The organism is Streptomyces sp. NPDC052012, assembly GCF_040689265.1.
Taxonomy (GTDB): Bacteria; Actinomycetota; Actinomycetes; order Streptomycetales; family Streptomycetaceae; genus Streptomyces.
Genome location: NZ_JBFAXA010000015.1, coordinates 32,142 through 51,716, shown reverse-complemented (window position 1 = coordinate 51,716; position 19,575 = coordinate 32,142). Strand labels below are relative to the sequence as shown.

15 protein-coding genes are annotated in these 19,575 nt (G+C 70.9%); 5 read left to right on the top strand and 10 right to left on the bottom strand.

Annotated elements, in window-relative coordinates; all coding sequences use genetic code 11:
• Positions 1-8 precede the first annotated feature (8 nt).
• Positions 9-740, top strand: a complete 732-nt coding sequence (locus AB0412_RS22970; protein WP_366404427.1) for a Mut7-C RNAse domain-containing protein — start codon at positions 9-11, stop codon at positions 738-740.
• Here the strand turns inward: AB0412_RS22970 and AB0412_RS22965 are convergent.
• From AB0412_RS22965 to AB0412_RS22945, 5 genes are all read right to left on the bottom strand, one after another.
• On the bottom strand, positions 737-3,154 hold the full coding sequence (locus AB0412_RS22965; protein WP_366404426.1) for a galactose oxidase-like domain-containing protein: 2,418 nt from the start codon (positions 3,152-3,154) through the stop codon (positions 737-739). The two genes, AB0412_RS22970 and AB0412_RS22965, sit on opposite strands and share 4 nt — an antisense overlap.
• A complete protein-coding gene (locus tag AB0412_RS22960; RefSeq protein WP_366404425.1) occupies positions 3,151-4,404 on the bottom strand; it encodes a glycosyltransferase family 2 protein in 1,254 nt (417 codons plus the stop codon). Before AB0412_RS22960 ends, AB0412_RS22965 begins: the two co-directional genes overlap by 4 nt.
• Complete coding sequence (locus AB0412_RS22955) at positions 4,401-6,047, bottom strand: phospholipid carrier-dependent glycosyltransferase (RefSeq protein WP_366404424.1); 1,647 nt, start codon at positions 6,045-6,047, stop codon at positions 4,401-4,403. Before AB0412_RS22955 ends, AB0412_RS22960 begins: the two co-directional genes overlap by 4 nt.
• Entirely contained in the window at positions 6,044-7,315 is a 1,272-nt protein-coding gene (locus AB0412_RS22950) for a glycosyltransferase (RefSeq protein WP_366404423.1), read from the bottom strand. The genes AB0412_RS22955 and AB0412_RS22950 overlap by 4 nt, the downstream gene beginning before the upstream one ends.
• A 249-nt stretch (positions 7,316-7,564) precedes the next feature.
• Entirely contained in the window at positions 7,565-9,598 is a 2,034-nt protein-coding gene (locus AB0412_RS22945) for a thioredoxin domain-containing protein (protein ID WP_366404422.1), read from the bottom strand.
• Between the two features lie 191 nt (positions 9,599-9,789).
• Here AB0412_RS22945 and AB0412_RS22940 point away from each other — a divergent pair, with 191 nt between their 5' ends.
• Positions 9,790-12,990, top strand: coding sequence for a tetratricopeptide repeat protein (locus tag AB0412_RS22940; RefSeq protein ID WP_366404421.1), 3,201 nt, complete (start codon positions 9,790-9,792; stop codon positions 12,988-12,990).
• A gap of 79 nt (positions 12,991-13,069) precedes the next feature.
• Here AB0412_RS22940 and AB0412_RS22935 read toward each other — a convergent pair whose 3' ends face one another.
• The gene (locus AB0412_RS22935; RefSeq protein ID WP_366404420.1) at positions 13,070-13,330 is read right to left on the bottom strand and encodes a hypothetical protein; all 261 of its coding nucleotides are present in this window, start codon (positions 13,328-13,330) and stop codon (positions 13,070-13,072) included.
• A complete protein-coding gene (gene mca / locus AB0412_RS22930; RefSeq protein ID WP_366404419.1) occupies positions 13,323-14,204 on the bottom strand; it encodes a mycothiol conjugate amidase Mca in 882 nt (293 codons plus the stop codon). Before mca ends, AB0412_RS22935 begins: the two co-directional genes overlap by 8 nt.
• A gap of 146 nt (positions 14,205-14,350) precedes the next feature.
• Between mca and AB0412_RS22925 the strand changes: the two genes are divergently transcribed.
• Together AB0412_RS22925 and greA are read left to right on the top strand one after the other, a co-directional pair.
• Positions 14,351-14,749: a DUF4307 domain-containing protein gene (locus tag AB0412_RS22925; protein ID WP_366404418.1), complete on the top strand. Its 399-nt coding sequence runs from the start codon at positions 14,351-14,353 to the stop codon at positions 14,747-14,749.
• Positions 14,750-14,928: 179 nt separating this feature from the next.
• Entirely contained in the window at positions 14,929-15,426 is a 498-nt protein-coding gene (gene greA, locus AB0412_RS22920) for a transcription elongation factor GreA (protein WP_366404417.1), read from the top strand.
• A gap of 69 nt (positions 15,427-15,495) precedes the next feature.
• Here the strand turns inward: greA and AB0412_RS22915 are convergent, their stop codons facing one another.
• The 3 genes from AB0412_RS22915 to ilvA form a co-directional block, all read right to left on the bottom strand.
• The gene (locus AB0412_RS22915; protein ID WP_366404416.1) at positions 15,496-16,347 is read right to left on the bottom strand and encodes an ABC transporter permease; all 852 of its coding nucleotides are present in this window, start codon (positions 16,345-16,347) and stop codon (positions 15,496-15,498) included.
• Entirely contained in the window at positions 16,344-17,381 is a 1,038-nt protein-coding gene (locus AB0412_RS22910; protein WP_366404415.1) for an ATP-binding cassette domain-containing protein, read from the bottom strand. The genes AB0412_RS22915 and AB0412_RS22910 overlap by 4 nt, the downstream gene beginning before the upstream one ends.
• Positions 17,382-17,559: 178 nt before the next feature.
• Entirely contained in the window at positions 17,560-18,789 is a 1,230-nt protein-coding gene (gene ilvA, locus AB0412_RS22905; RefSeq protein ID WP_366404414.1) for a threonine ammonia-lyase, read from the bottom strand.
• Between the two features lie 162 nt (positions 18,790-18,951).
• Here ilvA and AB0412_RS22900 point away from each other — a divergent pair, with 162 nt between their 5' ends.
• The gene (locus AB0412_RS22900) at positions 18,952-19,458 is read left to right on the top strand and encodes a MarR family transcriptional regulator (protein WP_366404413.1); all 507 of its coding nucleotides are present in this window, start codon (positions 18,952-18,954) and stop codon (positions 19,456-19,458) included.
• The last annotated feature ends 117 nt before the right edge of the window (positions 19,459-19,575 follow it).

Here is a 19,575-nt window from a genome sequence, read left to right as displayed (position 1 = left end):
TTGACCGGGTGAACGGTCCCGAGATCCACGTCGCGTTCGCTCCCGAGCTGCTGCTCTTCGTGCCGCAGGCACGGCCCGCCGGCTCGCTGAAGACCGCCACCGACGGCGTCTCCAGCCTCGGCCACGTCATCGAGTCCCTCGGCGTGCCGCTGACGGAGGTCGGTGCGCTGCTCGTGGACGGCCGCGAGGTGCCGGTGTCCCATGTACCGGCCGCGGGCGAGTCGGTGACCGTACGCACCGTCACCCACCCGCAGCGGGTCCCGGGCGCTCCGCTGCGGTTCCTGCTCGACGTGCATCTGGGCACGCTGGCCCGGCGGCTGCGGCTGCTCGGGGTGGACACGGCGTACGAGGCGACCGACATCGGCGATCCGGCGCTCGCCGCGCGATCGGCGGCCGAGCGGCGGGTGATGCTCAGCCGGGACCGGGGGCTGCTGCGGCGCCGGGAGCTGTGGGCGGGGGCGTTCGTGTACAGCACGCGGCCTGAGGAGCAACTGCGGTACGTGCTCGACCGGTTCCGCCCCGAGTTGCGGCCGTGGACGCGGTGCACCGCGTGCAACGGACTGCTGCGGCAGGCTACGAAGGACGAGGTCGCCGATCAGCTGAAGGGCGGGACGCACCGGACGTACGACGTGTTCGCGCAGTGCGCCGAGTGCGGGCGGGCGTACTGGAAGGGCGCGCACCACGAGCAGCTCGAAGCCATCGTGGAACGCGCCCTCACCAGCTTCGGGGAAGACCGTTAACTCTTCTTGCGTACATCCCCCTTACCGCACGCCACGCCGTCCCTGTCTCTGTCCAGCTTCAGGGGATCGTCCTTGCCGTTGACCTTCAGGCGGCCGTAGTCGTGTTCCTCGAGCCAGGTGCAGCGGGCCGTCGTGGTCGGCTCGACCTCGGCCGGGAAGGCTGTCGGCACGCACACGTTGGCCGAGCCGTAGTGGCGGTCGCAGCCGGAGACGGTCGGCGAGACCTTTTGGGACGTGCGCTTCTTGCCGGGCCCCGTGACCTTGCCCTGCGGGGCCTCCGCGAAGTCGTGGACGTGCGCCGAGGCGTCCTTGGCGGTCAGCGCCTGCGGTCCTTGCAGGTGCACCCACTTGGCCACCGACGGAACCCCGTTGGCGTCGACCGCGAACAGCATGTACCAGCCGGGCGGGGCCAGGTTGGGGTTGCTGGTGACGTTCAGGTCGACGTTGTCGCCGTCGACGGAGAGCGGCAGGTCCACGAACCGCTGGTTCGGGTCGGAGGAGTGGGTGACCGCGGCCGGGCGGATCAGCTCGGCCTTGGCGATGGGCCGGTCGACGGTGATGCGCTGGGTGTCGCCGTAGGTCCACTCGGTGTCGATCACCGAGGTGATCGTCGGCCGCTCGCCCTTGAAGAGGTACGGCGGGCTGTAGACCGACACGTCGTGGTTCCAGGAGCCGTTGCCCGGGTTGTCGCCGGTCGTCATCACGCGGCCGTCGGGCAGCAGGAACGCCGAGGAGTGGTAGCCGCGCGCCTCGGGGTCGACGGCCACCGGGTCGAAGGTCTCCGACTGCGGATCGAAGATCGACGTCTCGAACACCGGGTTGGCGCGGTTGTGGAGGGCGCCGCCGGTCTCCAGGACCTTGCCGTCGGGCAGCAGCACGGCGGAGAGGTACATCTTGCCCTGGTCACCGGTCTGCGGGACGGGGCCGTTGCCCAGGTCGACGGTGCCCTGCGGGATCGGCGGGCCGGCGACGTACGTGGGATCGGGCTGCTTGAGGTCGATGATGTCGGTCAGGCGGTTGGCGTCCGGGTTGGAGTCGATGTTGCCGCCGCCGAGCGTGAGGACCTTCTGGTCCTGCGCCGGGGGCAGCAGCACGCTCGCCGACTGGTCCCGCTCGTCCTTGCGCTGGAGGCCGGGCACCTGGGTGATGGTGTTGGCGTCGTAGTCGTAGATCGCCGAGCCCGTGCCGGGGATGTTGTTGCCGAAGACATGGCTGCCCGAGTAGAAGAGGCGGCCGTCCTGCATCAGGATCATCGACGGGTACAGGCCCCAGTACGACCAGGTCTGGTTGACCTTCCACGTCGGCAGCCACTGCTGCTCGGCGTCCGACCACCGCTCGGCCGTCACCGAGCCGGTGGAGTCCTCGCGCAGACCGCCGAAGCTGATCACGTCACCGTTGCCGAGGATGGTCGCCGACGGGTACCAGTGGCCGTCGTTCATGTCGTTGGTCCTGACGTACGACTCGGTCTCCGGGTCGAAGATGTACGAGTCCTTGTAGCCCTGGTAGCCGATCGTGCCGTCGGCGGACGGATAGCCCTTGTTGCCGCTCATGACGAGCACCCGGCCGTCCTTGAGCTGCACGTGGCCCGCGCAGAACATGTCCTTCGGCGTCGGGATCGTCTTGTACGTGCCCTTCTCGGGGTCGTACACCGCCGAGGTGAAGGTGCCCGCCTCGAACATCTCCGGGTCGTTGCCCGAGCCGGCGATCAGCAGCACCTTGCCGCCCGGCAGGACGACCGAGTGCATGGAGCGGACCGGGTTCTGGGTGGGCAGCACCTCCCACGTGCCGTCGGCGCACTCCGCGGCCGTCCCGGTGCACTCGGGCTCGGGGACCGGCTCGGCGACCTGCTCCATCGTGTAGTCGTCGGTGGTGGCCGAGCCGGTGCCGTAGACGGAGACGCCCCAGGAGATGCGGTCGGTGCCGGCCGGGACCTCGGGGGTGCGGACGGTGGCCTCGGTCCAGGCGGCCCGCATGTCCAGGGTCTTGAGGTCGGTCCAGTACTGCCAGCCGGCGGTGGTGTCGTGCCGGAAGAGGGTGATCGCCGTGTCGGGGGTCGTCGACTTGTACCAGAGGGACAGGTCGTACTGCTTGCCCGGCGTCACCACCGGGGCGCACTCGGCGGACTCGGTGATCAGCGCCTTGCGGTCGCCGTCGACACGGCGGGTCAGCTCGACCTTCATCGCCTTGCCGCCGGTGTGGGCGTCGGCGGTGGTGGTGAAGGTGAAGTCGTTGTCGCCCCAGCCGGACTTCTCCCAGCAGTACGGCATGTCACCGGTGCCGGCCGTCTCGAAGCCGGGGTTCTTGATCAGGTTGGCGGCGGAGGCGGGCTGCGGGGAGGTGAGGAGGAGGCCGGTGGTGAGGGCGCCGACGGCCAGGAGTGCCGTACCACGTCCGGATCTCAGGGCTGTTCTCATACGGTGCTCCTAGCTGTGCGGCTCTCTGGACCGTTCTCGTCGCGGCTCTCGTCCTGGCTCTCGTCGCGGCTCTCTTCGCGGCTCGCTGTACGGCTCCTGCGCGGGAGATACACCAGCGCCTCGGTCCCCACGAAGCGCAGGACGAACGTGATGACGAGGGCCAGGGCGGTGGCCGGCAGGGCGGTCATGCCGAACTGGCCGACCAGCAGCGCGATCAGGGGCAGCCGCAGCACCAGGTCGGCGTTGGCGAGCAGCGCGAACCGCGCCGTGCGGTCGGCCCAGTGCCGGTGCCGGCGCCGCTCGCGGAACAGCAGCCCGTCGATGAGCAGGAAGTTCCAGGCGACGCCGAACTGGTTGGCGACGATCTCGGCGGGCAGGTAGTGCAGTCCCGCCTCGGTGAACGCCCACAGCGCGGCCAGATTCGGCACGAAGCCGGTGAGTCCGATCAGCCCGAAGACGACCATGCGGGCCAGCGGCGACTCGGTGCGCAGCCCGGCGAGGTGGCGCAGGAAGCGCAGGCCCTCCCTGGCCGTCGACTTGGACTCCCCGGCGAACCGGTCCTGGAAGACGAACGGCACCTCGGTGACCGTGCGGGGGCGGCTGCGGACGGCGAGTTCGAGGAGGATCTTGTAGCCGAGGGGCCTGAGCTCGTCGGCGGTGACCGTGGTGCGGCGGATGGCGAAGAAGCCGCTCATCGGGTCGCTGATGCCGTGCAGCCGGCGTGGGAAGAGCGACTTGGTCAGCCAGGTCGCCCCGCGCGAGACGGCCACCCGGTAGCTGCCGGCGAGTCCGGCGCGGCTGCCGCCCTTGATGTAGCGGGAGGCGACGACGAGCCCGGCGTTCGCGCGCTCGCCGGTGGCGACCAGCTCCGGCACCAGGGAGGGCGGATGCTGGCAGTCGCCGTCCATGACGACCACCCAGTCCGAGGTGGCCGCCCTGATGCCCTCGACGACCGCGCCGCCGAGCCCGCCGGTTGCCTCCTCCCGGTGGATGACGGTCACGGGGAAGGGGCAGTCCTGCGCGGCCTCGCGGATGACCTCGGGGGTGTCGTCGGTCGAGTCGTCCACGAAGACGACCTTGCAGGGCAGCCGGGCCGGGACGGACTCGGTGATCTGGTGCAGCAACTGCCGTACGTTGGCCGACTCGTTGAAGGTCGGGACGACGACGGTGACGGCACCCGGCTCCGGGACCTCGACCGGTTCGAGGACCGGATCGCCCAGCTCGCCGGGGACGATGGACTCCTGGCTCATCGGTCGCCTCCGGCGGTCTCGACCTTGCGGATCTCGATACGGTCCTCGCCCTTGCCGAACACGGCGACCGGCTCGGAGTGCTCGATGGCGGCCTTCACGTTGGGCAGGTCCTTGGCGTCGCGCCGCACCGTCGGCGAGGCCACCACGTAGTCGATGTCCCGCCAGCCGTCCGGCATCGTCCTGGTCACCGCCGGGTCGAGGTCCGCCTTGTAGAACCAGATGACGCCGAGCCCCGGCCGGTACCCGGCGTGCACCAGGTCCAGCCACATCGCGTCGTCCACCAGGACGCGCGTTCCGGCCGGGTCCGGCACCTCGTCGGCCATCCACCGCGACGCGGCCTCGTACGGGGCGTTGGCGTCGGTGGTGACGGCGGTGCGGGCACCGTCGTACCAGCGGGGGACGACGTAGGCGCAGGCGGCGAGCGCGAGGACGGCGGCGAGTGCGTGGCGGGCGCGGATCGCCGCCCGCTTCTCGGTGGCGGAGCGGCCCCGGCGCAGCACGGCGTGGGCGACGCTCGCGGTGCCGCCGGCGAGGACCAGCGCGAGGAAGGGCAGCGCCTGGATGACGTACATCGCGGGCAGGTAGCCGTTGGGGCGCAGGGCGAGCGCCGCGAGGATCGCGACCGCGAGGGCCGGGCCGGCGAGCGCGCGGGCGGTGACGGACCAGCGCCAGGTGGCGAGCAGCAGCAGGGCGCCGGCGAGGCCGCCGAGCGGCAGGATGCGGTCGTAGTACAGCCACGACTGGAGCACACCCCAGGAGCCGGAGCCCTGGTCCAGGATGAAACCGGAACCGGGCCTGGTCATCTGGTACTTGACGCCGTCCCACAGGGACACGTGGCCGCTGCCCGGCAGCAGCTCCCCCTTCAGCAGGGCGAACAGGGGGTAGGAGAAGCCGATCAGCGCGCAGGCCGTGACGGCGCCGGTCAGCGCGAACTTGCGGGTGTCCTTGTGGCTGTGCCGCCAGGCGGTGACGAACAGGGCGGGCAGGACGACGAGCATCGTCTCCTTGGTGAGCACGGCCGTGGCGGCGGCCATGCCCGCGCCGAAGTGGTGCCACAGATGACGGCTCGGGGACGCGGCGAGGGTGAAGGCGAGCAGCGTCCACATCACCGCGAGGTTGTCGAGGAAGATCTCGCGCTGGAGCACCACCGACAGCGGGGAGAGCCCGAACAGCGCCATGCCGAGCCCGGCGGCCCAGCGGGGCAGGGCCAGGCGGCGGCCCAGGACGTAGACGAGGACCGCGCTGATGCCGCTGATCAGCAGCATCACCGCGCGCATGGTGCCGACGGTCATCGACTCGGGGCTGAGCATCGCCGGGATCCAGGTGAGGACGGCGAGCTGGACCCAGCCGAGCGGCGGGTGGTCGTACCAGTAGGTGTAGTGGGCGAGGCCCTTGCCCTCCTGGACGGCCCACGCCTGGGCGAGATAGGTGCCCTCGTCGTCGCTGAGGGTCGGGTAGTCGGCGATGTTCCAGCCCTGGACGAGGAGGATCGCCACGAGCAGGGCGCCGCACAGGAGCAGGTCGGGTCGGGAGGAGCGGAGCCGGCGCGGCGGTGTCGTACGGCCGGCCGAACCGGCCGGAGGCGCGGGCCGGCGCTGCGCGGGGACCTTCGGAGCGGTCACCGCGGGAAGGGTGGAGGTCACGCGGGAACGTCCTCTCGGGTCGTCACGTCGGCCGCGTCCAGATGGGCGCCGACATGCGTGGTCAGCTCCCAGTCGCTGCGCCCGCGTTGCTCGCGCCACACGGCGCGGATCGCGGCACCGGCGAGGAGCAGCTGGTAGAAGGGGCCGCCCACGACGAGCTTGAGGTAGTGCGCGAAGCGCACCCGCAGCCCGTACTGCTTGCCGAAGTCGTGCAGCCCGACGATCTCGAAGACGAAGGTGACCAGGGCGGTGACGGCCGGCAGGAAGGTGATGAAGGCGATGCCGACGGGCACGTCGAGGAACAGCGCGATCGCCACGTTCAGCGGGATGATCACGCCGCTGAACGCCTGCAGGAACGGCGTGACGAGGGTGTAGCGGGCCAGCATCCGCTGCCCGAACGTGGGCAGTTGCTTCCAGTCCTTCTTCCGGTACACCTGGAGGAAACCCTGGTTCCAGCGGGTGCGCTGCTTCAGCAGCGAGATCAGCGAGCCGGGGGTCTCCTCGCGGGTGACCATGTCGGAGTCGTAGGCGACGACGACCTTCTTGCCGATGCTGGACAGGCGGACACCGAGGTCGCAGTCCTCGGCGAGGCAGTCCGGGTCCCAGCCGTCGGCCGCGCGCAGCACGTCGGTGCGGACGAAGACGGTGTTGCCGCCGAGCGGGATGAAGCCCTTCTGCGCGTGCAGATGGAGCCGGGAGCGGAACCAGAAGAAGTACTCCAGGCAGTTGCGCAGGCTGTACCAGCTGGAGTGGAAGTTGATCAGCTGCACCCCGCCCTGCACGACGTCCGCGCCCGTGGAGCGGAAGGCGTGGTCGACGTGCGCGAGCAGCTCCGGGTGGACCTGGTCCTCGGCGTCGAACACCCCGACCACATCGCCGCGGCAGTACGGCAGGGCCGTGTTCATGGCCTTCGGCTTGTTCTTCTTGTCGTGGGTGTCGACGACGACGCGCACCCGCGGGTCGCGGGCGGCCGCCGACTCGGCGACCGCGGTGGTCTCCGGGTCGTCGTGGCCGACGATCACGATGATCTCGAAGTCGGTGTGGCTCGACTCCAGCAGCCGCTGGATGGTGTGGTCGAGCACGGCCTGCTCGTGCCGGGCCGGCAGCAGCAGGGAGAACGACAGATGCTCGCCGCCGTCCGGGCTGCTGAACCGTGTGGAGGCCAGCACCTCCGGCGTACGCCAGGCGTGCATCTGCCACCACAGGGTGAAAGCCGCCATCCCGAAAAGGGCCAGCGAGACGACAGCAATGAAGACAGACGTGAGCAAAAAGATCCCCCCAGATCCCCGAATTCCCCCGGACGTGACGGTGCGTCACCCGCAGTCGGGCGGTGCGCAGTGCATCCGTCACATCACCGTGGAGAGATTAAGGGGAAGTTGTGAATGGCGGGGTCCATTTCGTTAAAGAGCCTGTTGCGAACGGGTGCGAAAGAGCCCGGAGTTGACCGGATCAAGCCATCGGCTCCGCCACACCCGGGCAGCACGAAACGCCTGGTACGACCGCTGCTCGAACTCTTCTCAGCCGCCCAGCGCGACCCGCAGCCGATCAGGATCGGTCGTCGGCGCGTCACATGTGAAGTTACGGCAGACATAGGCGGCCGGTTCACCGCCCACCAACGGACGGTCGGCGAGCAGCGGGAACTCGTCACTCTCCGGAGTCCCCAAGGCGACCACGGCACCCGGAGCGGCACCCAGCAGCGCCGTACGGTGCAGGGCCACCGTGGCCTTGTCGTCGAGCGCCGGGCCCACCACCGCCACCTCGCGCGGCCCGTCCAGCACCGCCTCGGCGACTGCAAGACCCCACCCGATGAACCGCGGCACCCGCGGCCCGAGCGCCTTCACCACACCCAGCGCCCGCTCGGCGGCGGTGCGATGAGGTTCCGAGCCGGTGTGGGCGGCATAGCTCAGCAGGGCACCCGCGGCCGCGGTCCAGCCGGACGGGGCGGCGTTGTCGGTCGGATCCTGAGGACGCCGGATGAGCCGCTCGGCGTCCGCGGCCGTGTCGTACAGCGCACCCGACTCCGGGTCGGTGAAGCGGGCCAGCACATGGTCCAGCAGCAGCCCGGCGAACTCCAGCCACACCCCCTCACCCGTCACCGACGCCAGCGCCAGGAACCCCTCGGCGACGTCGGCGTAGTCCTCCAGCACGCCCGCGTGCGCGCCGACCCGGCCGTCCTTGCTGGTACGCGCGATCCGCGCCAGCTCGTCCATGTGGAGCCGCACCAGCAGATCGGCGGCGGCGACGGCGGCCTCGACCAGATCCGGACGCTCGAAGTACGCGCCCGTCTCCGCGAGCGCGGCGATCGCGAGCCCGTTCCAGGCGGCGACGACCTTGTCGTCCCGGCCGGGTGCCGACCGCTCCGCCCGCGCGGCCAGCAGCCGCTCCCGGACGCGTTCGACCCGCTGCGCGTCGAACACCTCGTCCTGCTGCGGCAGTTGCAGCACCGAGGCGCCCTCCTCGAACGTGCCCTCCTCGGTGACGCCGAAGTACCGCGCGGCGAGCTCGGCGTCGTCCTCCCCCAGCGCCTGCCTCAGCTGCGCGGGAGTCCACACGTAGTACGCACCCTCGACATGCCGCCCGGTCCCGTCGTCACTGTCGGCGTCCAGCGCGGAGGCGAACCCGCCCTCGGCCGTGCGCAGCTCGCGCACCATGAAGTCGGCGGTCTCCAGCGCGACCCGACGGGCGAGCTCGGAGCCGGTGCTGCGCCACAGATGGGCGTACACCCGGCACAGGAGCGCGTTGTCGTACAGCATCTTCTCGAAATGGGGCACGACCCAGTCCCGGTCCACCGAGTACCGGGCGAACCCGCCCCCGAGCTGGTCGTAGATCCCGCCGCGCGCCATCCGCTCACAGGTGTCCTGCGCCATCTGCAACGCACCCTCGGCACCGGTGCGCGCATGGTGCCGCAGCAGGAACTCGATCACCATGGACGGCGGGAACTTCGGCGCCCCGCCGAAACCGCCGCGCTGCGGGTCGTACTCCCGGGTCAGCCCGAGCAGCGCCTGCGCGAGCTCCTGCTCCCCGGGCACCTGCGCGTCACCGTAGGCCAGCTCCCGCCCGGCCAGATCCCGCACGATCTTCCCGGCCACATCGGCGACCTCGTCCCGCCGCTCCGCCCACGCCTGGTGCACACCCTGGAGCACCTGCAGGAAGGACGGCATCCCGTGCCGCGGCGCCGGCGGAAAGTACGTCCCGAAGTAGAACGGCTCCGCGTCCGGCGTCATGAACACGGACATGGGCCACCCACCCTGCCCGGTCGCGGCCTGCACCGCCTCCATGTACACAGCATCCACATCGGGCCGCTCCTCCCGATCGACCTTCACACACACGAAGTGCGCGTTGAGGTAGTCGGCGGTGGCCTGGTCCTCGAAGGACTCGTGCGCCATGACGTGACACCAGTGGCACGCGCTGTAGCCGACGCTCAGGAAGACCGGGACGTCGCGCCGCCGGGCCTCCTCGAAGGCGGCGCGCTCCCACGGCCACCAGTCGACCGGGTTGTCCGCGTGCTGGAGGAGATAGGGGGACGTGGCCTGCGCGAGTCGGTTCGGCATACCCCCATCTTTACGCACGCGCGTCCCGGATCGCCCGATCGCCCTCACCAGCCTGTCATGCTCGCGCCGTGTCCGTTGCCGCACCCGCCCGCGCAACCGGCGCGCAACGGATGATCGTCGCCCCCTCGCGCCTCGGCCGTGTCCGAAGGACACTCGTAGGCAAAGGAGTTGCCGCCGGAGGGGGACGTGACATGAGGGACGGTCATCGGGCTGATGCCGAGCGGCTGTTGGCGCGGGCCGTGGAGGAGGAGGTGCGCCGGTCGGGCGGGCGTACGGACGGCAAGGTGCTGCTCTCCCGGGCGCGCGGCGCGCTGGACGCGATGGCGGAGACCGCGGCCGAGGAGTACGAGGCGTACGTCCGCGCTCTGGACGAGGCGGAGGCCGGGCAGCTCACCTTCCGGCAGCGGTACGCCCGGGAGGGTGCCGGGACGCCGCTGCTGGTGGCGGGGGTCGCCGGGGTGAGCGCGGTGGTCGCGGACATGGCGCTGGGCACGGACGCGGGGACGGCGCTGGGCGCCGGGGTGATGGTCGGGGTGGCCGGTGCCGCGGCGACCGTGGTGAAGGTGGCGGGCGCGCATGTGCCGGCCGCTCATCGCCGGGCGGGGGCGGTGAACCAGCCGGGCGGGCCTGAGCAGCTGCGGCTGCAGTGGCTGACGGCGCTGGAGGTGCGGGGGATCCGTCCGTTCCTGGACCAGCAGCGGGTGCTGGCCGCGTCCACGAGCCCCAAGAAGGCGGGGCCGCGGCTGCGCGGCGCGGACAAGAGCGCGGCGGCACGCGGGCGCAGTGTGCTGGAGCAGTCGTTCGGGCAACTGCCCGAGCCGGTGGGCCCGTTCGCGGGCCGGCGGGAGGAGGTGGCGCGGATCCGGCAGTGGGTGCAGGCGGCCCGCGCGACCACGGAGACGCAGCCGACGGTGGTCGTGCTGCACGGGGCGCCCGGCAGCGGCCGTACGACGCTGGCGTTGCGCGCCACGCACGAGCTGAAGGACTACTTCCGTGGCGCCTGCGTGGTCGATCTGCGCGGTGACAGCACCGGCGAGTCACCGCTGTCCACCCGGGACGCGCTGCTGCATCTGCTGAACCGGCTCGGCGCGCCCCGCGAGCAGTTGCTGTTCCGTGAGCGGTCCTCCGCCGACCAGCAGGTCAGGCGGCTGAGCGAGCTGTACCACCAGCATCTGACGGGGATGCCGGTGACGATCGTCCTCGACGACGCCTGTGATCCGCAGCAGGTGCGCACGCTGCTGCCCGAGCGGTCGGACAGTCTGCTGCTGGTGACCTCCCGTGCGCCGCTCGGCCTGCCCGACGATCTTCCGGCGCGGGTGTACCAGCTGCCGGTGGAGCCGCTGGACGCGGCGGGCGCGGAGGAGCTGCTGGCCGCTGCCGCCGAGGACTCCTCGGGGCCGTACGACGCCGACGCGGCGGAGCGGATCCGGGAGTTGTGCGGCGGGCTGCCGCTGGCGCTGCGGATCGCGGGCTCGTCGCTGGGCCCGCGCTCCCCGCGTGCCCTGGCCTCGGATCTCGCGGCCTACGGTCCGGTCGAGCCGGTGGAGCGGGCGCTGTGGCTGCGCTACACCGACCAGTCGGAGACGGTACGGCGGCTGCTGCGCCGGCTGGCGCTGGCGGGCCGTGCCTCGCTGGGCGCGGCCGCCGCGGCGGCGCTGCTCGCGACCGACGAGGCGGAGGCGACCCGGCATCTGGCGGCGCTGTCGCGGGCGGGCCTGCTCGCGCCGGTGCGGCAGGGCCGCTACCGCCTGCACGACCTGGTGCGGGCGTTCGCGCTGGCCCGGCTGCTCGACGAGGAGGAGCAGGCGGAGCGCACGGCGGCGCAGGAGCGGCTGATCGTGAACTACGCGGAGCTGGCCGACTCGGTGCTGCGGCTGGTGGACGGCAATGTGTCGACGCGTTCGGACCGGTTCGGCGTGCACGGCTTCACCTCGCTGGACGAGGCGCTGCGCTGGCTGGACGACGAGTCGAGCTTCATCACGGCGGCGCTGCGGCACGCGGAGGGCGTGGACCAGGGGGCGGTGCTCAATCTGCTCGGCGCGCTGTGCGACTACTGCCTGCTGCGCGGTGACCTGTACCGGCTGGGTGAGATCAGCGAGCTGGCGCAGGCGGTGGACGAGGGGCTGCTGGTGCGGTCGGTGCAGTGGCGCACGGGTATCGCGGCGCGCCAGCTGGGTGAGCTGGACAAGGCGCGCACGACGCTGACGTCGGTGGTGGACCTGTACCGGGAGGCGCACCACGACGCGGGTGCGGCCCGCGCGCTGACCTCGCTCGGGATCACCCTGCACCACCAGGGGAATCTGGCGGAGGCGTCGGCGAAGCTGCGCGAGGCGCTGGATCTGCAGGCCGCGCCCGAGCTGGCCACGGACCGGGCGTGGACGATGCACGCGCTGGCGGCGGTGGAGCGCGACCGGGCCCGGCTGGGCGAGGCGCTGGACCTGCTCACCGAGTCGCTGGTGCTGCATCGTGCGGGCGAGTCGCTGCACGGTCAGGCGTGGGCGCATTTCCAGCTGGGCCAGCTGCATCTGCGGATGGGCGACGTGCCGCGCGCCGAGTCGGAGCTGCGGACGGCGCTCGATCTGTACGGCCGTACCCGCGACGCCCGTGGCGAGGCGTGGGCGCTGACCCAGCTGGCCCGGGCCCGGCTGGTGGACGGGGATGCCTCGGAGGCGGTGGAGGAGCTGCGGGGCGCGGCGGCCCGGCACCGCGACAACGAGGACGCCCGCGGCGAGGCGTGGACGCTGTACTACCTCGGCCAGGCGCTGGAGGAGACCGGGGACCTGGACCGCGCGGTGCGCGAGCTGGAGCGCTCGCGCACGATGTTCTCCCGGATGCGGGACGTGTACGGCCTGGCCTGTGCCCGGCACCACTCGGCACGGGTCACCCGCGACCAGCGTGCGGCGCAGACGGGTTCGCTGCGCAACTCGGGCTTCGCGCGGCAGCTCCTCGTGGACGCCCGGGCCGACTTCCGGCGCATCGGTGTGGCCCACGGGGAGGCGTGGACGTGCCTGGAGCTGGCGGTGGTAGACGCGGGCAATGCCCGTACGCAGCAGGCGCTGGCGCTGTGCGACGAGGCGGTGACGCTGTTCGTCTCCTACGGCGACCGGCGCGGTGAGGACTGGGCGCGTTTCCTGCGCTGCACGCTGCTGCCGTACGCGGCGCCGGGCGGTGTGGAGGTCGGTACGGCGGTGGCGCAGGAGGAGCTGGCGCAGCTGGGCCGGGCCGGGCATCCCGCGCGGGACGAGAAGCTCGACGACTATGTGGAGGCGTACCAGCTGCTGCTGGAGCGGGGCGTGAGCCTGGAGGCGGGCTGGCAGGCCTGGCGGCTGGGCATGGTGCCGAGCCGCCACGCCCGGGAGGTGATGGGGGTGGCCGCCGGGTCGAAGGCGTAGGCCTCTCGCGGGGGCACAAGCCTCGCGCGGGGTCGCCGGTGCAGCCCTCCGGGGCCGGAGGGCTACGCGGCCGTGCGGCTCAGCTCTGCTTCTTGTCGGTCCCGCCCGAGGCCGTCGCCCTGGTGTCGTCCTCGCCCGCCCCGGGGTCCGGGGCCTCGAGGAAGTCGACCCGGTTCATGTGGCGGTTCATGGACTTCATCAGGCCCCACACCGCCAGGGCCATCACCGCGAACACGATGAAGCCGAGGACGCCGGGGGTGACCTTGTCCTCGTCGATCTCCTTGGCGAGGGGGACCAGGTGGGTCAGTGCCAGGCTTGCGCTTGCGCTCATGTCAGGCATTGTCCCGGATGCCCGCGAAGAGGTCGTCCTCGGGGAGGGAGGTATCGACGAGCGACTTCGCGAGCTCGTACTCCTCCGTCGGCCAGACCTCCTTCTGGATCTCCATCGGCACGCGGAACCAGCCGCCGTCGGGGTCGATCTGCGTGGCGTGCGCGATCAGTGCCTTGTCGCGGATCTCGAAGAAGTCGGCGCAGGGGACGTAGGTGGTGAGCGTGCGCTCCTTGCGCTCGAACTCGTCCCAGCGCTTGAGCCAGTCCCCGTAGGGCGACTCCAGGCCGCGGTCCAGCAGCGCCTGGTGCAGCGCCTCGGTGCGGGGGCGGTTGAAGCCCTGGTTGTAGTACAGCTTCAGCGGCTGGAACGCCGGGCCGTACTCGTCCTCCGGGTACTTCGCGGTGTCGGCCGCGCCCTCGAACGCCACCATCGTGATCTTGTGGGTCATGATGTGGTCGGGGTGCGGGTAGCCGCCGTTCTCGTCGTAGGTGGTGATCACCTGGGGGCGGAAGGAGCGGATCTTGCGCACCAGTTCCCCGGCCGCCTTGTCGACGTCCTCCAGGGCGAAGCAGCCCTCCGGCAGCGGCGGCAGCGGGTCGCCCTCGGGCAGCCCCGAGTCGACGAAGCCGAGCCACTCCTGCTTGACGCCGAGGATCTCGCGGGCCTCGTCCATCTCCTTCTTGCGTACCTCGTGGATGTGCTCCTCGATGTAGGCGTCGCCCTGGAGCTTGGGGTTGAGGATGGAGCCGCGCTCCCCGCCCGTGCAGGTCACGACCAGCACGTCCACCCCCTCGGACACGTACTTCGCCATGGTGGCCGCGCCCTTGCTGGACTCGTCGTCCGGGTGGGCGTGCACGGCCATCAGTCGCAGCTGGTCAGTCAAGACTCAATCCTCAAGTCGGTAGGCGCCCGATGTGCGGTGGCGCATTCGTCGGTGGGCGCCCTGTGTCGGGGGCGCCTTCGGCGGCTTCTATAGTGACCGAATCGGGGGCGGAATAATTCCGGAGCCCGGTCCCGAAGGAGACGATCATGAGTACGGTGCGTACGCGACTGCCCGAGGGCCGTTACGGCCGTTCCTCGGACGAGCGCGCCGACCGCACGCTCAAGGTCGTCGGCGCCGTGCTCGGGACGCTGCTGCTGGGCCTGGTGGGCTGGTTCGGCTATCACTACGTCGCCCAGAACGAGATCAGCGCCGAGTTGATCAGTTTCGACGCCGGCGAGGACGCGGTGCGGGTGCATCTGGAGGTCCGCAAGGACGCCGGTGTCGCCGGGTACTGCACGGTGCGCTCCCAGGCGGAGAACGGCGCCGAGGTGGGCCGGGCCGACTTCCGCTTCGACGGGGACGCCACCCGCATCGACAAGGTCGTCACCCTGCGCACCACCTCCCCCGGCACCACGGCCGAGCTGCTCGGCTGCCACGCGGACTGATCGCCGCCGAGTGTCGCGAGGATTACGCATCCTCTGACCTGCGACGACAAGAGTCCGGTGGCTTATGTCCTCCCCCTTGGGGAACTGAATTGTTAGGCTCGTGGTTTCGCCCATCCGTGGAGGAACATCCTTCTGGGTAGGGCGATGCTTTGTATTCCCAGTACCTACGAGGAGCACCTGTGACCCAGACCAGCGAGAACGTCACCTGGCTGACCCAGGAGGCGTACAACAAGCTCAAGGACGAGCTTGAGTACCTTACTGGTCCCGCGCGCACGGAGATCGCCGCCAAGATCGCCGCCGCGCGCGAGGAGGGCGACCTGCGTGAGAACGGCGGGTACCACGCGGCCAAGGAGGAGCAGGGCAAGCAGGAGCTCCGTGTGCGCCAGCTCACCCAGCTTCTCGAGAACGCCCAGGTCGGCGAGCCGCCGGCGGCCGACGGCGCGGTGGCGCCCGGCATGGTCGTGACGATCGCCTTCGACGGCGACGAGGACGACACGCTGACCTTCCTGCTCGCCTCCCGTGAGTACGCGAGCGCGGAGATCGAGACGTACTCGCCGCAGTCGCCGCTCGGCACCGGCGTGATCGGCCACAAGGTCGGCGAGGACGCCGAGTACGAGCTGCCGAACGGGAAGAAGGCGACCGTGAAGATCCTCAAGGCCGAGCCGTACAACGGCTGACCCGGTCTCGAGGTCCTCTGTCGGACCCCCGGCGTGCCGCGCCTGTGCGCGGCGGTGCCGGGGGTCTCGTCATGCGGTCGCGGAACGGTACTTGCGCACCGCGAGCGTTCTGAAGAACACCAGGATCGCGACCGACCAGATCAGCGAGGCCAGCACCGGGTGCTGCATGGGCCAGGCGTCGGACGTCTGGAAGCCCGGTGGCAGGTTGCCGAACAGCTCGCGGCACGCCTGCACGGTGGCGCTGAACGGGTTCCACTCGGCGATGTGGCGCAGGAACGTCGGCATCTGGTTCGCGTCGACGAACGCGTTCGAGATGAAGGTCAGCGGAAACAGCCAGATCAGGCCACCCGAGGTCGCCGCTTCCGGAGTGCGTACGGACAGGCCGATGAGGGCGCCGATCCACGAGAACGCGTATCCGAGCAGCAGGAGCAGCCCGAAGCCGGCGAGCACCTTGCCGACGTTCTCATGGGTGCGCCAGCCGACCAGGAGGGCGACGATCGCGAGGACGAGCAGGGTCAGCGCCGTCTGGACGAGATCGGCGAGGGTGCGCCCGGTCAGCACCGCACCGCGGGCCATGGGCAGGGAGCGGAAGCGGTCGATGAGGCCCTTGTGCATGTCGTCGGCGATGCCGGCGCCCGCGCCCGCGGTGGCGAACGTGACGGTCTGGGCGAAGATGCCCGCCATCAGGAACTCTCGGTAGGCCTGTGTGGAGCTGGACGAGCCGACCTGGATCGAGCCGCCGAAGACATAGGTGAACAGCACCACGAACATGACCGGCTGGATCAGCCCGAAGATGAGCATCTCGGGGATCCGGGCCATGCGGATCAGATTGCGCTTGGCGACGACCAGGGAGTCCCGGATCGACTGGGTGATCGGATTGCCCGGTGCCGTGACCCGGACGGCGTCGGTGACGGCACTCACTTCGCGGTCTCCTTCTTGTGACGTTGTCCGTGTCCTCTGGCGTCCTGCGGGCCCTGCTCGCCGTTGTCCTCGTCCGTGACCTCGGCGACGTGGCCGGTGAGGGACAGGAAGACGTCGTCGAGGGTGGGGCGGCGCAGGCCGATGTCGTCGATCTCGATGCCGCGGGAGTCGAGATCGCGGATGATCTCGGCGAGCAGCTTCGCGCCGCCGGACACCGGGGTGGTGATCTTGCGCATGTGATCCTCGACGGTGGTGTCGCCCTTGCCGACGCCGCGCAGGCTGTACTTGTCGAGCAGTTCGGCGGCGGTCGCGATGTGCTCGCGCTCGTGCACCACCACCTCGACGCGCTCGCCGCCGGTGCGGGCCTTGAGCTGGTCGGAGGTGCCCTGGGCGATGACCTTGCCGTGGTCGACGACAGCGATGTCGTGCGCGAGGTGGTCGGCCTCCTCCAGGTACTGCGTGGTCAGCAGCAGGGTCGTGCCGCCGGAGACGAGCTGCTTGATCACTTCCCACAGCTGCTGGCGGTTGCGCGGGTCGAGGCCGGTCGTGGGTTCGTCCATGAACATCACCGGCGGCGAGACCACCAGGGCCGCGGCGAGGTCGAGCCGGCGGCGCATGCCTCCGGAGTAGGTCTTGGCGGGGCGGTCGGCGGCGTCGGCGAGGTTGAACTGCTCCAGCAGCTCGTCCGCGCGGGCGCGGGCGGCCTTCGCCCTCATCTGGTAGAGCTGGCCGACCATCTGCAGGTTCTCGCGGCCGGTCAGATACTCGTCGACCGCCGCGAACTGGCCGGACAGGCCGATGGAGCGCCGGACGGCGTCGGGCTGCTTCAGCACGTCGATTCCGGCGACGACGGCCTTGCCGCTGTCGGGCCGCAGCAGGGTGGTCAGGCAGCGGACCGTGGTGGTCTTGCCCGCGCCGTTCGGCCCGAGCAGGCCCAGGACGGTGCCCTCGGGGACATCGAGGTCGACGCCGTCCAGTGCCCTTACGTCTCCGAAGGTCTTCACCAGACCTTCGGCATAGATGGCGCCTGGCATATGAGTCTCCACGTCGTCGGGGATTCTTCGGAAAGCCTAGGTAGGTGCGGTTCGCTCCGCCGCGGATTTTCCGGCGGCGCGACAGGCGGTGCGAGAGGCGGCACGACCCACACCGTAACGCGATGTATCGCGTCTCACAATGCGTTTACTCGAACGAGTGACGCCTGGTCCGCTGTCCTCAGTCGATGACCGTGTAGCCCGCCTCGCGCAGGGCCTGGTTGACCTCGGTGCAGTGCGCCGGACCCTTCGTCTCCAGGTGCAGCTCGACCTCCGCCTCCGTGAGCCCGAGCCGTGGATCGGTCCGTACGTGGCTCACATCGAGGACGTTAGCGTCGACCACTGACAACACCCCGAGAAGCGTCGCGAGCGCACCGGGCCGGTCCGTCAGCCGCAGCCGAACGGCCAGGTAGCGGCCCTGCGCGGCCATACCGTGGCGCAGCACGCGCTCCATCAGCACCGGGTCCACGTTCCCCCCGGACAGCACCGCCACGCCCGGCCCCTCGAAGGCGCCGGGCCGGCTCAGCAGCGCCGCGACCGGGATCGCCCCGGCCGGCTCCACCACCAGCTTGGCCCGCTCCAGACACAGCAGCAGAGCGGCGGACAGCTCGTCCTCGCTGACCGTGCGGACCTCGTCCACCAGCTCGCCGACGATGCCGAAGGGAACATCCCCCGGCCGCCCCACCTTGATGCCGTCGGCCATCGTCGACGGATTGCGCACCGACACCGGATGTCCTGCCGCCAGCGAGGGCGGGTACGCCGCCGCGCCCTCCGCCTGCACCCCGATGATCCGCACGTCCGGCCGCAGTGCCTTCACGGCCACCGCGATCCCGGCGACCAGCCCGCCCCCGCCGATGCCCACGACGATCGTGCGCACCTCCGGGCACTGCTCCAGGATCTCCAGCCCCACCGTGCCCTGGCCCGCGACGATGTCGGGGTGGTCGAAGGGGTGGATGAACACCGCGCCCGTCTCGTAGGCGTACTCCTTCGCGGCGGCGAGCGTCTCGTCGACCACCTGGCCGTGCAGGCGCACCTCGGCGCCGTACTCCCGGGTGGCGCTGATCTTCGGCAGCGGGGCGCCCTTCGGCATGAACACCGTGGAGCGCACGCCGAGCAGCGAGGACGCCAGCGCCACGCCCTGCGCGTGATTGCCGGCGCTGGCCGCGACGACACCGGCGGCGCGCTCCTCGGGCAGCAGCCCGGCGATCCGGACGTAGGCGCCGCGCAGCTTGAACGAGCCGGTGCGCTGGAGGTTCTCGCACTTCAGATGCACCGGGGCGCCCACCAGCTGGGACAGGTGCCTGCTGCCCTCCAGCGCGGTCACCCGTGCCACACCCGAGAGCATCTTCTGGGCGCCGCGCACGTCGTCGAGAGTGACGGTCCGCAAGGAGTCAGCCGTGCCGTAGCTCATGACTCCAGCATCGCAGTTCACGAACGGCGGCGACCGGTGTGACCAGCCTGCGGACGCCGCTTTGCGCAGCGCCGGTACGGCCCGCCGTCCGGCCGCGTACCCTGTCCCCCAATTAGCAGCCCTCCACGAAGTGAGCCCCCGGCCATGCCCACAACACCTGAAATGTCGATGGACATGACGAGCGTCGGTGACACCGGTCTTCTCGACACGCTGCAACACGAGGTGGCGTTGTTCGCCCGCCGTGCCGAACAGACCCGGCTCGGCGGGGTCGGCCAGGTGCGCAACTCCATGGACCGTGCCGCCTACCTCCTGCTCAACCGCCTCGACAACGAAGGCCCCATGGGCGTCAAGGCGCTCGCCGCGAGCATGGGCATCGACTCCTCCACGGTCACCCGCCAGGTCGCCCCGCTGGTGGACACCGGTCTGGTCAAGCGCACCTCGCATCCCGAGGACGGGCGTGCGGTCGTCCTGCAGCTGTCCCCGCGCGGCCAGGCCCGCCTGGAGGAGGTGCGCTCCTCCCGCCGCCAGCTGATGGCCGAACTCACCCACGACTGGACCCCGGAGGAACGCGAGTCCTTCTGCACCCTCCTCACCCGCTTCAACAGCGCCCTGTCCGCCCGGATGTCGATGCAGGGGGTTCCGGCGGCGGAGACGCAGCAGGGTTCCTGACAAACCGGGCCCCTCTCGCCGCCGGGCTTCCGCCCTCGGCCCCTCCCCGTGTCATCCGCCGGTGCCCGGCTCTTGACCCCGGGGTCGGGGTGGCCTCATATGAGACCGGGTCCCCTT